Genomic DNA, 14,567 nt, shown 5'->3' on the forward strand with positions numbered 1-14,567 from the left:
AATAATCTCTTCAACCACATGAAAAAAAATGCGAGTTTTATTCAAGGTCAAAATCCCAAGAACGCCACCCGCATTTCCCTGTCATTGCACTTAACTTATCAACGTACTTCGAACAAGTGAGTGCTTAGCTTCTTAATTTTTTACTTCTTAACTGCTTAATTTCTTAATTGCTTAGCTGCCTAATGTCGCAACCATTACTGCTTTGATGGTGTGCATGCGGTTTTCTGCTTCATCGAACACGATAGAGTATTCAGACTCAACCACTTCATCTGTTACTTCAACGCCGTCTTTTAGCTGTGGATATTCAGAAGCAAGTTGTTTACCTACTGTTGTATCTTCACCGTGGAAAGCAGGTAGGCAGTGCATGAATTTCACATGTGGGTTGCCCGTTGCTTTGATCATGTCCATGTTGACTTGGTAAGGCATCATTAGATTGATACGCTCAGCCCACGCTTCTTTCGCTTCGCCCATTGATACCCAAACATCGGTGTATAGGAAGTCACAACCTTGCACGCCTTCTTGAACATCTTCTGTTAGTGTAATTTTGCCGCCAGTGTGCTCTGCAATCTCACGACACTCAGCTAATAGCTCTTCTTGTGGCCAGAATTGTTTTGGAGCAACAAGGCGAATATCCATACCCATTTTCGCCGCGCCAACCATTAGAGAGTTACCCATGTTGTTGCGAGCATCACCTAGGTAAGCAAACTTGATTTCATGCAGTTGCTTGCCACGGCCGTATTCCGTCATAGTTAGGAAGTCAGCTAGGATTTGTGTTGGGTGGAATTCGTCAGTCAGGCCATTCCACACAGGAACGCCAGCGTAAGCGCCTAGCTCTTCAACGATTTCTTGACCAAAGCCGCGGTATTCGATGCCATCGTACATACGTCCTAGAACGCGAGCGGTATCTTTCATTGATTCTTTGTGGCCAATTTGAGAGCCAGATGGGCCTAAGTAAGAAACTCGAGCACCTTGGTCGAATGCCGCTACTTCGAATGCACAGCGAGTACGAGTTGAGGTTTTCTCAAAGATAAGCGCAATGTTTTTGCCAGTCAGTGTTGGCTGTTCGTAACCGTTGTACTTCGCTTTTTTTAGCTCCATAGAAAGATCTAACAAGTGTTGAATTTCGCGTGGAGTGAAATCTAGTAGTTTTAGGAAGTTACGATTGCGTAGGTTAAAAGCCATGATGTATTCCTTCTTAGATTTAGGCGCTTCCTTGTTACAGGGAAATAAAATTCAAGAAAGCGCGATTAAATTTTTAGTTAAAGTTGTTCGGTTTTGTTTGTTTCGTTTAATTCTGTTTTCGCAAGCTTTAAGTTTTCAAGATGATAAAGCTCACGAATGCGTTAACCTTTGGTGATATTGGTGCCAGCTTGGCCTTGCAGTATTTGCAAACCATCTTCGAGTGCGCCGATACCAACGACTTTGCCGCCTTGCTGAATGAACTCGCACGATGCTTCAATTTTTGGCCCCATTGAGCCTGCATCGAATTGGAATTGCGCCAGTTCACTTGGTGTGGTGCTACGCAGTGCGTGTTGAGTCGGTTTGCCCCAATCAAGGTAAACAGCGTCCGCATCGGTCAAAATAAGCAGCGCATCCGCATCCAATTGTTTTGCTAAGAAAGCTGCAGACATGTCTTTGTCGATAACTGCTTCAACACCGACTAATTTGCCATTTTCTTTTTTCACTGGGATGCCACCACCGCCAGTACAAATTACGAGGTGACCTGCATCGATAAGTTGAGTGATCGCTTCGTGTTCAACAATGCCGGTAGGTCGTGGGCTTGGCACTACTCGACGGAAGTGTTGGCCGTCTGGTTTTACGATCCAGTGGAATTTCTCCGCTAACTCACGCGCTTCTGCTTCTTCGTAGATCGGGCCAATTGGCTTGGTTGGATCTGCGAATGCAGGATCATTTGGATCAACGGTCATTTGCGTCAACATGCATGAGATGTTGCGGTCAGGCAGGTAGTTTTTGAACTCCTGCATCAGCATGTAGCCGATCATGCCTTGAGTCTCACTGCCCAATACATCCAATGGATACGGGTTTACTTTTTTGTACTCCAAACCTTGTAGAGCAAGTAAGCCAACTTGTGGTCCATTGCCGTGCACTAGAACCACGTTGTACACTTTCGCGATTTCAGAGATAGTTTTAACAGCAGTTTCAATATTACGGCGTTGAACATCGGCTTCTAACGGTTCACCGCGACGAAGTAGGGCGTTCCCACCGAGTGCAACAACAACAGTTTGCTTAGTCATAATTGTGTTCTCTCATTTTGGCCAAGCTGAGATTATTCAAGATTGTTCAACTTGGCCGTTTTCGTCTTAGTGATTAGATACCATCACGCTCAATTGGGCAGCTCATGCAGCGTGCGCCACCGCGACCGCGACCAAGCTCATCTCCTGGAATCGGAAGAACCGTGATGCCTGCTTTGTCGTATTTTTCGTTGGTGTATGTGTTGCCTTCGTAGCCAATAACAACGCCAGGTTTAACGGTAAGAACGTTGTTCGCATCGTTCCACTGTTCGCGTTCTGCATGGAAATTGTCGCCACCTGTCGTGATTAGATTTAGCTTGTCTACGCCAAGTGCTTTTTCGATAGCTGTTACGAAGTAGCCTTCTTCTTTCACTTTCACAGCGCCTGATTCATCGCCAGTTAGGTTCCAGCACTGCACGTCTTTACTTACCACTTCTGGGTAAACAGAGAAGGTATCTTCGTTCATGTGAGTCATCACGGTGTCTAAGTGCATGCAAGAACGGTGTTTCGGTAGTTGCATTGCGATAACTTGTGTCGCTTGACCGTGTTTGAATAGACTAGACGCTAAGTGCTCAACACCTTGTGCTGTTGTACGCTCAGACATACCGATAAGTACCGCGCCACGGCCAAGAACAAGAACATCACCACCTTCGATCGTTGAGTTGTCGTAGTTGATGTTTTCTTCATCGCCGAAGTATTTAATGAAGTCTTCGCCTGCGAATGTTGGGTGCCAGCGGTAAATAGCGCGAACGTGGTTTGTTTCACGTTGACGAGCAGGTTTTGCCATCGGGTTGATAGATACGCCACCGTATACCCAGCAAGATGTGTCGCGTGTAAATAGGTGGTTTGGTAGAGGCTCGATAATGAAGTCAGTTGGTGCGTGCATGCCTTGCATCATTGAAGATGATTTCATTGGCATCTCAGCGTAAGACAGACCGCCCGTTAGGATTTTTGCTAGCTCTAAGTTTGGTAGGTCGCCCAAGTAGCAGCGCACATCATTTGCAAATGTTTTACCTAAGCGGTAATCAGACACTTGATGATTCAAAAGCCAATCTTTCGCTTCTGGCACTGCTAGTGTGTCTGCTAGTAGGTCAGTAAGAAGAAGAACTTCAACACCTTGATCACGTAGCGTTTTAGTAAATGCATCATGCTCTTTACCTGCGCGCTCAACAGCCAGTACGTCATCAAATAGTAAATCGTGACAGTTAGAGGGTGTTAGGTGAGTCAGTGCGCGTCTTGGGCGGTGAACTAGAACGCGGCGCAATTGACCTATTTCAGAACCTACATAGAACTTACTCATGATCGTCTCTCTCTTATATATTTGAATTACTTTTATCGCTAAGAGTAATTATTTATTTTCAGTGGAGAATAATGAATTACTTTATTCATATCTCTTGTCTGGAATTAATATTACGCCTGCTAGTCAGGTATTCTTAGAGATCTATCACAAATCGTTTTTTATCCCGCAGCCCTTTGTAATTAAGGGTTTTAACAAACTTTATGCACTTTTAGTTATGACAATTACATTCTAAATAGTTAGCTGTTAGGGAACTTTATGCACGCTTTTTTGATTAACCTTCCTAGAATCAAAATTGTTAGGGATTATATGCATAATGGTTTTATTGATAGGAATGTGCTTAGCTTGGAAGTATGCAATGTTTCTATTTAGATATTTAATTTTGAATGTGGAATTAAATATTTTTTAACAAATTAAATGCGAATAAAGCTGTTGTGATCACATTTTATAATGGGGTGTTTTACGTTGTTTTTCTATAAAAATAGGTGATATTTATCCTTTTGTTATTACTAACTAAATAACTTAAAATATAATTAACTCGAATATATGACTAAATATTTCTCTAAAAATATTGGTCGGTGATGGATGGTTAATTATTAGCTTCAACGTCAATGTTAAAACGTTGATTTTCTCTTTATAGAAGGTCCCCTTAGTTCGTTTAATACCAATAACAGTAAGCCGTTAAGCCGTTAAGCCGTTAAGTAAGCAAGTGGTCAGAAATAGCGTAGGAAAAGGCGTGGGAATAAGGTGTAAGTTTTTGAACAGTAGTTAATCAAAAATCAAAAATCATAACGCAGTTATCGCGCGTTCTAACCAGTCAAGGGAACCCGTTAGTTATTGATTGGTATAAGCTTTGCCACTGGGGCTGGCGATAGAGAAGCTTTAAATGAAGCGTGTGCAGATCGTGAGGCTGTTTCGGGGGACTGGCTCTGTGCTCGATAGCGATAAAAAAAGCCGCTAGAAGGCGGCTTTGAACGAGAAGGTGATGCGTTGGTTTTAGATAAGTGCACCAATACTTAGTACAGCAATGCAGAACACCATTAAGATACCGATCAATGGCATTACCCATTTCACCCAGCGCACATAAGGGACACGAGCGATAGCAAGCCCCCCCATAACTACTGCTGAGGTTGGAGTCATTAAGTTAACCAAACCTGATGCCGATTGGTAAGCGGTTACTACTAGTTCACGTCCTACGCCAGCAAAGTCAGCTAGAGGAGCCATGATTGGCATGGTGAGTACCGCTAGACCAGAAGATGATGGCACTAGGAATGAAAGCAAAATTTCTAGGAAAAACATTACATTAATAAAGATTACTGAAGAAAGGCCAGTCACCATTTGTTCAGCAGAGAAGAGGATTGTATCAGTGATCATACCGCGGTCCATTACGACGACGATACCACGTGCGATACCTATGATAAGCGCAACGCCCAGTAGATCACGAGCACCATCAATGAAGCTCGTTGTGAACTCTTCTTCACTCATGCGGGCAATCAAGCCGATAAGAATTGTTGAACCTAGGAACATTGCAGAGATTTCGGCCATCCACCAACCAGCAACAGATACACCGTAAATCATTACACCGAATGAAGCTGCGAAGATAGTTAGAATGATTTTACGGGTTGTTGTGAAATCAAGAAGCTCACCCGTTTGGTTTCCAAGGAAGTGTGCTTTGTTTTCTTCGTATTTATCGTAAACGATCGATTTGGATTGGTCTGCACGCACCATTTTTGCATAGCGCATGACATAGCCAACACAGATAACCCAGCCGATAACTAGCATCATAACGCGTAGAACTATACCGTCAGTGAAAGGGATACCCGCTGCGTTTGCCGCGATAACTGTTGCGAATGGGTTAATAGTAGAACCTAAAGTACCAATCCCAGCACCTAGTAGAACGGTTGCTGCTGCCACTAGTGGGTCAAACCGAGCGGCCATCATTACAGGTACTAGCAGCGTATAGAATGGCAGTGATTCTTCCGCCATGCCGTAGACGGTACCGCCAGCAGCAAACAATGCCATCAGTATCGGTATCATCAACTCTTCTCGCCCTTCTAGGCGAGCGGTTACACGTTCGATACCTGCATCGATTGCACCGGTTTTCGTTACTAGGCCAAGGAAGCCACCGATAACTAGAATGAACAGTGATACATCAATCGCAGCAGCTTCATAGCTGTTGTGATCGTAGAAACCATCGATTGGAGCCATCAGTACATCAACAACACCTTGTGGGTTACCTTCAGTCGCTTTGTAAGTGCCAGTGATAGGTACTTCTCGACCTAGCTCATCGTTCATTTCTCGGTCGTATTGGCCTGCTGGAACAATCCAGGTAAGCAGAGCGACGAACGCAATCAGAATAAATAGAATGGTGTAGGCAGAAGGAAATTTAAAGTTGGCAAAGAAGCCGCCTTTTTCTGCCTTTTTAATCGTTTCGGTAGTCATAGCCATCTCCTTTCACGTCAATGCCTCCAGGCAGATCAGTGTGAATTCGCGAGTCAAAAATAAATAGCTGATCCTAAAAAAGGTGAATCAATAAATTTAATAAAATTCGAATTGATTATTTAATTTAATAATTAATTAAAACAAACGTTTACATTTTTGATTTTTTTAAATTAAATCAGATATTAGACTTGAACTTTTATTTATCTGTTGGGTATTTTAAATCTCATTTTTAACTCTAACCTAGCGGCTGCTCACATTTTTATTGTACTAATTTATTGCTCAATAATTACACTAAAAGTTATCAGGGTATTAGTGTGATTAAATTGGTTATCTATGCTGATGGTTTATCTACGATTCTTTTATTTTAGGTTATCTAGAGTGTGTAGAGAATAAATGTGTGGAATTTTATGCAAAATTATATTTTATAATGTTTATGGATTAATTAATTAATGTTTGATTTATATCAAATAAGGATAAAAGGATGGGGGCTGTAAATTAAATGGTTAACATTAAGTTGCGGATATGATGGGGGTTAGAAGAGGAAAAGAGCGATATTTTTGAGGAGAATAAAAGAGAAGTGGTGTCACTTCTCTTTATCCAGAACGAAAGTCTATTCGATTAGATCATGACATTCGATAGCAGCAGACCAAACGCAATGCTAAATACCATACTTAGTAAGCCTGGGAGCATAAAGCTGTGGTTGAAGATGTACTTACCTATATTCGTGGTACCCGTTCGATCAAAGTCAATTGACGCGATGATAGGACCGTAGTTTGGAATAAAGAAGTAACCATTAACCGCAACGAAGGTTGCAATAATAATTGCTGGCGGAAGCCCTAAAGCAATCGCCACAGGTACAAGAACTGCAGTGGTTGCACCTTGGCTGTTTACCATTACTGATAGAGCAAATAGTGCGAATGCAAATGTCCACGGTGCAACTTCTACTAGGCCCGATACCGCTTCTTTGACCATTGCAGCATGGCCACCAATGAAGGTATCGCCTAACCAAGCAATACCGAAAATAGCAACAATCGCACGCATACCAGCGTGGAATACAGAACCTTGGCTAATTGCATTTCCGTCTGGTTTACAGATTAAAATAATAAGAGCAGCAACCGTTAGCATGACGATTTCAATAGTGTGTGCCATACCCATCGGTGAGCCATCAAACTGAGGGCGAAGTGATGGGAATGCCCCCATTACAACAACCGTCAGCGCACCAAATAGGAACATACCGACTGATTTTTTCGCTTGTGGTGTGATGGTAATATTTTCAACCGATTCCTCTTGTTCCATCTCTTTACGGAATTCAGGATCTTGCATGCGGCGTTGGTATTCAGGATCGTCTTTGAGCTCTTTACCTAGTTTGTTGACAATGACACAAGCACAAGCAAGGCCAAGGAAAGTACTTGGGATAGTGACGGAAAGAACATCAGCTAGCGTGATGCCTTGTGGTTCCAAGAAGGCAACCAAAGCGACAACCGCTGCCGCAATTGGGCTTGCAACAATCGCAAATTGTGATGCGATAACGGCCATACCTAGTGGGCGCGCTGGGCGGATACCACTACGACGGCTCACTTCTGCAATAACTGGAAGAACCGAGTAAGCAACGTGGCCAGTACCTGCCATCATTGTGAAAAAATAGGTTACTAAAGGAGCAATGAAAGTGATGTGGCGAGGGTTTTTACGCAAAATCCCAGAGGCAATCTTGATCATGTAATCCAAACCACCAGAAGCTTGCATTGCGGCTGCGGCAGCCACTACCGCCATTATCATTAACATTACGTTGATTGGTGGGCTGGTTGGTTGAATCCCGAAAATGAAACTTAGTACTGCAAGGCCAACACCGCCCATAACGCCGAGGCCTATCCCCCCGATACGAGCACCGATCAGGATACATCCCAATACGACGAATAGCTCAAGTAAAAACATGAGTGACTCCTAAAATATATATAGTTATTAATAATTTTATTAAGCAAGAAAAAAGGCTCTGGAAACAGAGCCTTTCTTTGTTCATCCGTTATTCGTAGCGTTTTGCTTTATACTGAGGATGCATCAGATTTTCAACAGAGAAAATGTCATCAAGTTCTTCTTCGCTCAATAAACCGCGCTCTAGAACTACATCACGAACACTCTTACCTGTTTCAGCACAAATCTTACCTACAATGTCACCCTCGTGGTGGCCAATGTATGGGTTTAGATAAGTAACGATACCGATAGAGTTAAATACGTGAGATTCACATACTTCTTTGTTTACAGTAATGCCGTCTACACACTTGTCGCGTAGGTTCACACATGCGTTTGTTAGAATGTCTAGAGACTCAAACATGCTTTGTGCGATAACCGGTTCCATTACGTTCAGTTGAAGCTGACCGCCTTCTGCTGCGAAAGAAACCGTGTTGTCGTTACCTAGAACTTTAAAGCAAACTTGGTTTACTACTTCAGGTACAACTGGGTTTACTTTAGCAGGCATGATTGAAGAACCCGCTTGCAGTTCAGGTAGGTTTAGCTCGTTGAAGCCAGTGCGTGGACCTGAAGAAAGAAGACGTAAGTCGTTACAAATCTTAGACAGTTTAACCGCTAGGCGCTTAAGTGCGCCGTGCGTCATTACGTATGCGCCACAGTCAGACGTTGCTTCGATAAGATCTTCAGCCGCTACACACTCTAAGCCAGTTACTTCCGCTAGGTGTTTCACTGCTAGGCCTTGGTAACCCGGTGCTGCGTTCAGACCAGTACCGATAGCCGTTGCGCCTAGGTTAACTTCAAGCAGTAGTTTTGAAGTGTATTCTAGGTTTTTGATTTCTTCGTTGATGGTTACAGCCCAAGCGTGGAACTCTTGGCCAACCGTCATAGGCACAGCATCTTGAAGTTGAGTACGACCCATTTTCAAAATTGTGTTGAATTCTTGGCTCTTAAGCTCAAATGCACCTTTTAGGTATTCGATAGCATCGATCAGTTTACGAACGCTGTTGTAAACAGAGATGCGGAAGCCCGTTGGGTAAGCACAGTTTGTAGATTGGCTGCGGTTTACATGGTCATTTGGGTTGATGAACTCGTATTGGCCTTTTTCTTTGCCCATAAGTTCAAGAGCCACGTTTGCCACAACTTCGTTAGCATTCATGTTTACAGAAGTACCAGCACCACCTTGGAATACATCCGATGGGAACTGATCCATGCACTTGCCAGTGTCTAGAATAAGGTCACAAGCTTCGATGATGTATTTAGCTACTTCGCTTGGGATTACACCTAACTCTTTGTTTGCTAAAGCCGCTGCTTTCTTTGTCATCACCATACCGCGAACGAATTCAGGTACATCTGAGATCGTTACATTTGAGATGTTGAAGTTTTCAACTGCGCGTAGAGTGTGGATGCCGTAGTAAGCATCAGCCGGAACATGACGTTGACCTAGTAGATCTTCTTCGAGACGAGTAGCTTGAGGAGCTTCAACTTGAGCTTCTGATAGATTAGCCATAACAGGATCCTTAGAGAATTATTCTGATTATATAGTTAGTTATTAGCCTATTCTGTGTGCAAATACTCCGTTCGCTAGAATATTGGGCTGATAAATCCGTCCTGACTTATGTGGCACATGATACTGTACTTAGCGCATAAAAATATTAAGTTGATCACCTTTTTCGGTTTTGTTTCGTCAATATTTTGCAAACTTATTCCGGGTCAATAAACACGCTTATTTACAGGATAAATTTGAGATTGATAGGGCTTTCAGCGTAAACTGGATGTAACAAAGGAGGGCGTGTGTTTCCTATCTTATTATTACTATTTATCTTCGTACCCATCATTGAGATTGGGCTATTTATTCAAGTTGGTGGCTTCTTAGGATTGTGGCCAACTATTGCGTTGGTTTTGATTACTGCATTTGTTGGTGCATCGCTTGTTCGTAGCCAAGGCATTCAGACACTTATGTCTGTGCAAGGTCGATTACAACAAGGCGAAATGCCAGCACAACAGATTCTTGAAGGCGTGATGCTTGCGGTTGCAGGCGTATTGCTGCTGACTCCGGGATTTATGACGGACGCACTCGGTATGTTGGTATTGTTACCAGCACCAAGAGCGATGATTGCCAAGAAAATGATGGAAAAAATGGTGGTGACCAATATGTCTGGTGGTTTCCATGCGGGTGGACAAGCTGGTTTTGGCCAGAGCCCATTTGGACAAGACCCATTCAATTCAGGTCCATCTGACCAATCAAAAGACGGCAACACCTTTGAGGGTGAGTTTGAGAAGAAAGACGACGACAACGATCGTAACCGCTTAAACTAATCCGTTTTTTATCTTCTTTGTTTTTCTCTCTTCTTTATATAGAGAGGGGAAAACAGAAAAGGCTCTTACCTTTATCCTTCGCAAGAAAGTGATAATGGTAAGAGCCTTTTTTATTGCATGTTACCTGCTATTTACGATTACTAGCTGGAACAGGTAACAGGCCGTGCGAGCGGTTATTTACTGAGATTAATTTACTGAGATTGGGTTATACCGCGCCTTCAAAACCCATTTGTCGCCAAGCTTCGAACGCAATGATGGCCACTGCGTTTGACAGGTTCAAGCTGCGTGCTTCTGGCATCATTGGAATACGAATGCGTTGTTCCATTGGCATGCTTTCGATGAACTCCGCAGGCAGTCCTCGAGTCTCAGGGCCAAACATCAACACATCACCTTGTTGGAATTTCGCATCCACGTGGTGACCAGTAGTTTTGGTGGTGCAAGCGAAGATGCGGAAATCACCCTCGCGTTCATTCTCTAGATACTCAAGGAAGGCTTCTAGATTCTTGTGACGCTTAACTCGCGCAAGGTCGTGGTAATCCAAGCCCGCACGACGAACTTTCTTCTCTTCAAAATCAAAGCCAAGCGGCTCGATAAGGTGCAGGTTTGCGCCGCAGTTAGCTGATAGGCGAATGATGTTACCCGTGTTGGGCGCGATTTCTGGTTCGTATAGAGCGATATCAAACATGTTGGTTCACAAGAATAATCAAAGATAGCCAGAGTATACGGTGGCAAGCTGAGTGAGTACAGTTCGCCACCCTCAGCTTAAGCTTGGTTCGTTAGTGCCTGCGCGTAGTTTTCAGATACTGCATTCCAATTCACTACGTTCCACCATGCATTGATGTAATCAGGACGACGGTTTTGGTAGCTGATGTAGTAGGCGTGTTCCCAGACATCCAGTGCAAGAATCGGCTCACCGTTGCTGGCGATGGTATCCATCCAGGGGTTGTCTTGGTTTGAGGTCGAGATGATTTTCAGTTGTCCTTCTTCTACTACCAACCAAGCAAAGCCTGAACCGAAGGTATTGATTGCCGCTTGAGCAAACTGATCTTGGAACGTCTCGAAATCTCCGAAAGTACTTTGGATCGCGTCGCCAAGTTTACCTGCCGGTTCACCCCCGCCATCTTGAGCCATGCAGTTCCAATACAAGATGTGATTATAGTAACCACCACCATTGTTGCGAACTGCCGGGCTGTGCTGAGAAATATTAGCGAAGATCTCGGTCAGAGATTGCTGCTCAAGTTCACTGCCAGAAATCGCCGCAACAAACTTATCGTAGTAGGTTCTATGGTGCTTGCTGTAATGCACTTCCATCGTCTTAGCGTCAATGTAAGGTTCTAGGGCATCGTAAGCGTAGGGTAGATCAGGAAAAGAGTGTGACATGGTAAATCCTCCGTAATTAGAGGACTTACCATAATGATAATGGAAATCATTATCAACTGTGATCTTTGTGGGGGTATTACACAGGCAGGATAGGCAGGGTGATTTTGAGTTGTAATCCACCGAGTTGACTACGGCTTGCCGTGATGGTTCCACTGTGTTGGCGAATCGCACTCTCTGTAATCGTTAGGCCAAGCCCAGTGCCACCGGAGTTACGATCTCGAGCGGTTGAAACTCGGTAGAAGGGTCTAAAGATAGAATCTAGCTCATCATCAGGTACACCATCACCGTTGTCATTGACGCAAATCGTCAGCCGATCTTGGACAACATCGAATTGCACATCGACTTGGTCTTTACCGTAGTAGATAGCATTGCGCGTAATATTATCCAAGGCACTCATCAGCAGCTTAGGGTTACCCGAAATAGAACGCTCTGGGATCTCTGAAAACGTCAGTAATTTACCCATCTGTTCAGCTTCAAATTCTGCATCTTTTAAAATCTCTTCCCATAAGCTCGAAATAGGCTGAACCTCACGAGTAATATGGCTGTCGACCTGCATGCGTGATAGCGTCAGTAGTTCACTGATCATTTGCTCTAAACGCTGAGCTTCCATATCGATACGTTCTAACTCTTGGCTCTCACCTTGTTTACGAATCGCAAGTGCATTCGCCATGCGTAGGCGGGTTAATGGCGAACGTAGCTCGTGTGAGATATCTGAAAGTAGGCGTTGTTGCCCTGAGATCATCTGGTTCACTGCTTCGACCATTTGGTTAAAGCTCTCACCCGCTTGTCTGAATTCTGAGGTGCCTTTTTCGAGTGTTGGATCGACCTCGAATTGGCCTTTCGCCACACGTTGTGCTGCGCGTTCAAGCCTACGGGCTGGTTGGCTTAATGCCCAAGCTAACCATAATAGCAGTGGGGTACTTGCTAGCATTACCGCAAGCAATAACTGTAAAGGTCTATCAAATAAGCGCAGCAAAAATGGAGGAGGTTGATTCCACTTTACTCCGGCGTACATCAGTAATTCTTCTCCAGCGAGTGTGATAGGGACTGGCCCTGCGACCATGTAATGTCCGTATAACTTTTGCTTGGGTAATTCAGGGTTATCTATCGAGGTAACAAAATTACGAATCGCTTTAAGTTTGTAATTTGAGTGTCTTTTCGATGTAAGGACTGCGCCTTCAAGGTCGGTTAGGTAAATACGAGCACGAGAATCCTTGCGGCTACGCGGTGCCTCAAGTTGGAACACTATTTTTCCCAGGTTAGATTCTTTGGCGTAGCGTTTTTCTGTGAATTTAGCGATACGTTCGAGTTTATCGAGATGATCGGCAGGCACATCGCGCGCCACTCGCGGGTCTAAATGGGGAAGTGATAGTACCGACAAAAGCACCAGTAACATGGTGAACCAAAAGATAGCAAAGATACGTCCATATAAGCTGGTGATTTTAGGGATACGCATTAATCTTCCTCTACCAATAAGTAGCCACGGCCTCGTAATGTCTTGATGCGAGATTTACCGTCACTGCGTTCTGGGATTTTTTTACGTAGGTTGGATATGTGCATGTCTATCGCACGGTCAAACGCTGCAAGCCTTTTGCCCAGCACATCCAAACTCAACGCTTCCTTGGTGATCACTTGCCCTGGGTTCTGGATTAGGTGACTCAGCAAAGCGAACTCGGTGGTGGTAAGATCGATAAGCAGGCCATTACAATAAGCTTCTTGCTTGCCGGGGAACACTTCAATGTCTTGATATTGAATCTTATCACTGGCTGCTTTAGGAGCGGTGTTGATCTGCGTTCTACGTAAGATGGCACGAATACGAGCGAGCAGCTCTCGGTCACTGAAAGGCTTTGGCAAGTAATCATCTGCGCCAAGCTCAAGGCCAATAACACGGTCGATCTCTTCGCCTTTTGCGGTCAGCATCAATACTGGTGTTTCCCAGTTTTCTCTCAGTTTCTTTAGCGTTTCCATACCGTTAAGGCGCGGCATCATCACATCCAAAAGAATCAAATCTATCTCATCATTGATAGCTTCCAACCCCGCATAGCCGTCATTGGCTTCGGAAACAGTGAATCCCTCAAAGCTCAGTATGTCTTTAAGTAAGCCGGTTAGCTCGGTGTCGTCATCAATAAGAAGAATGTTCGCCATTGGGAAGCCTTAATTGGTTATTTACACGTTAATAATACTGCTAATTATTCGTCAACTTTCACTCTTTACGATTCTTTACGCTTTCTAAACGTCACTTTACGAGGGAAAGACTAATCTATATCTAAGCGCTGAAAACAAACGCAACACATGACTGATTATACCGAATTGAGGCAACAATTATGAAAATGACTAAGAAACTTGTACTAGTAGCTGCGGCACTTCCACTAATGTTAGGTACAGCAAGCGCGTTCGCATATGGCGGTGGCGATAAAGGTGACCACAAAGGCATGCACGGTAAATGTGGCGGCTTTGACAAAAAAGTGATGCGCCAACTGGATCTGACGGATGCTCAAAAAGCAGAGCTAAAAGAGATGCGTGAAGCGAACCGTGCTGAGATGAAAGCAAAGCATTCAGGTAATAAAGCGGACAAGATGGCGCAGATGAAAGCGCACCACGAGAAAGTTCAAGATTTAGTTCTAGCCGATACCTTTGATGAAGCGGCGGCAAACGACCTAGCAAGCCAAATGGTAGAGAAGCAAACAGAGCGTCGCGTAACCATGCTGAAGAAGCAACATCAAATGATGAGCGTACTAACACCTGAACAGAAGACTCAACTGAAAGAAATCCAGCAAGATCGCATGGCTAAATGTGCGGACAAAATGGAAAAACGCATGAACAAAGACAAGTAATTCATGGTTTGAAAAAGCTGGATTGATTGAAAGTGTTTAGAAAGAAGCGGCCTAGTGCCGCTTTTTTTGATCTTTAAAATG

12 protein-coding genes are annotated in these 14,567 nt (G+C 43.9%); 2 read left to right on the top strand and 10 right to left on the bottom strand.

Going from position 1 to position 14,567, the window contains the following annotated elements; genetic code table 11:
* Nucleotides 1-171: 171 nt before the first annotated feature.
* The 6 genes from argF to aspA form a co-directional block, all read right to left on the bottom strand.
* Nucleotides 172-1,182 carry an ornithine carbamoyltransferase gene (gene argF / locus K08M4_RS01015; protein ID WP_086048589.1) on the bottom strand — a complete coding sequence of 337 codons (1,011 nt, stop codon included), beginning with the start codon at nucleotides 1,180-1,182 and terminating at the stop codon, nucleotides 172-174.
* A 161-nt stretch (nucleotides 1,183-1,343) separates the two neighbouring features.
* Nucleotides 1,344-2,255: a carbamate kinase gene (gene arcC, locus K08M4_RS01020; RefSeq protein ID WP_086048590.1), complete on the bottom strand. Its 912-nt coding sequence runs from the start codon at nucleotides 2,253-2,255 to the stop codon at nucleotides 1,344-1,346.
* A 73-nt stretch (nucleotides 2,256-2,328) separates the two neighbouring features.
* The gene (arcA, locus tag K08M4_RS01025; RefSeq protein ID WP_086048591.1) at nucleotides 2,329-3,552 is read right to left on the bottom strand and encodes an arginine deiminase; all 1,224 of its coding nucleotides are present in this window, start codon (nucleotides 3,550-3,552) and stop codon (nucleotides 2,329-2,331) included.
* A gap of 993 nt (nucleotides 3,553-4,545) precedes the next feature.
* Nucleotides 4,546-5,991 carry a YfcC family protein gene (locus tag K08M4_RS01030; protein ID WP_086048592.1) on the bottom strand — a complete coding sequence of 482 codons (1,446 nt, stop codon included), beginning with the start codon at nucleotides 5,989-5,991 and terminating at the stop codon, nucleotides 4,546-4,548.
* Between the two features lie 618 nt (nucleotides 5,992-6,609).
* Entirely contained in the window at nucleotides 6,610-7,923 is a 1,314-nt protein-coding gene (locus K08M4_RS01035; RefSeq protein ID WP_086048593.1) for an anaerobic C4-dicarboxylate transporter family protein, read from the bottom strand.
* An 88-nt stretch (nucleotides 7,924-8,011) separates the two neighbouring features.
* Nucleotides 8,012-9,463 carry an aspartate ammonia-lyase gene (aspA, locus tag K08M4_RS01040; protein ID WP_017083812.1) on the bottom strand — a complete coding sequence of 484 codons (1,452 nt, stop codon included), beginning with the start codon at nucleotides 9,461-9,463 and terminating at the stop codon, nucleotides 8,012-8,014.
* Between the two features lie 284 nt (nucleotides 9,464-9,747).
* Between aspA and K08M4_RS01045 the strand changes: the two genes are divergently transcribed.
* Complete coding sequence (locus K08M4_RS01045) at nucleotides 9,748-10,272, top strand: FxsA family protein (protein WP_004729712.1); 525 nt, start codon at nucleotides 9,748-9,750, stop codon at nucleotides 10,270-10,272.
* 205 nt (nucleotides 10,273-10,477) lie between these two features.
* Here K08M4_RS01045 and K08M4_RS01050 read toward each other — a convergent pair whose 3' ends face one another.
* The 4 genes from K08M4_RS01050 to K08M4_RS01065 all read right to left on the bottom strand — a co-directional run bounded on the left by K08M4_RS01050 (nucleotide 10,478) and on the right by K08M4_RS01065 (nucleotide 13,797).
* A complete protein-coding gene (locus K08M4_RS01050) occupies nucleotides 10,478-10,957 on the bottom strand; it encodes a tRNA (cytidine(34)-2'-O)-methyltransferase (protein WP_086048594.1) in 480 nt (159 codons plus the stop codon).
* Between the two features lie 77 nt (nucleotides 10,958-11,034).
* Nucleotides 11,035-11,652, bottom strand: a complete 618-nt coding sequence (locus K08M4_RS01055; protein ID WP_086048595.1) for a superoxide dismutase — start codon at nucleotides 11,650-11,652, stop codon at nucleotides 11,035-11,037.
* Between the two features lie 76 nt (nucleotides 11,653-11,728).
* Entirely contained in the window at nucleotides 11,729-13,108 is a 1,380-nt protein-coding gene (gene cpxA, locus K08M4_RS01060) for an envelope stress sensor histidine kinase CpxA (RefSeq protein ID WP_017096534.1), read from the bottom strand.
* On the bottom strand, nucleotides 13,108-13,797 hold the full coding sequence (locus K08M4_RS01065; RefSeq protein WP_086048596.1) for a response regulator: 690 nt from the start codon (nucleotides 13,795-13,797) through the stop codon (nucleotides 13,108-13,110). The genes cpxA and K08M4_RS01065 overlap by 1 nt, the downstream gene beginning before the upstream one ends.
* A 179-nt stretch (nucleotides 13,798-13,976) precedes the next feature.
* Between K08M4_RS01065 and K08M4_RS01070 the strand changes: the two genes are divergently transcribed.
* Nucleotides 13,977-14,486 carry a CpxP family protein gene (locus tag K08M4_RS01070; protein WP_086048597.1) on the top strand — a complete coding sequence of 170 codons (510 nt, stop codon included), beginning with the start codon at nucleotides 13,977-13,979 and terminating at the stop codon, nucleotides 14,484-14,486.
* Nucleotides 14,487-14,567 lie beyond the last annotated feature (81 nt).

This window comes from Vibrio syngnathi, assembly GCF_002119525.1.
In the GTDB taxonomy this organism is placed as follows: domain Bacteria; phylum Pseudomonadota; class Gammaproteobacteria; order Enterobacterales; family Vibrionaceae; genus Vibrio; species Vibrio syngnathi.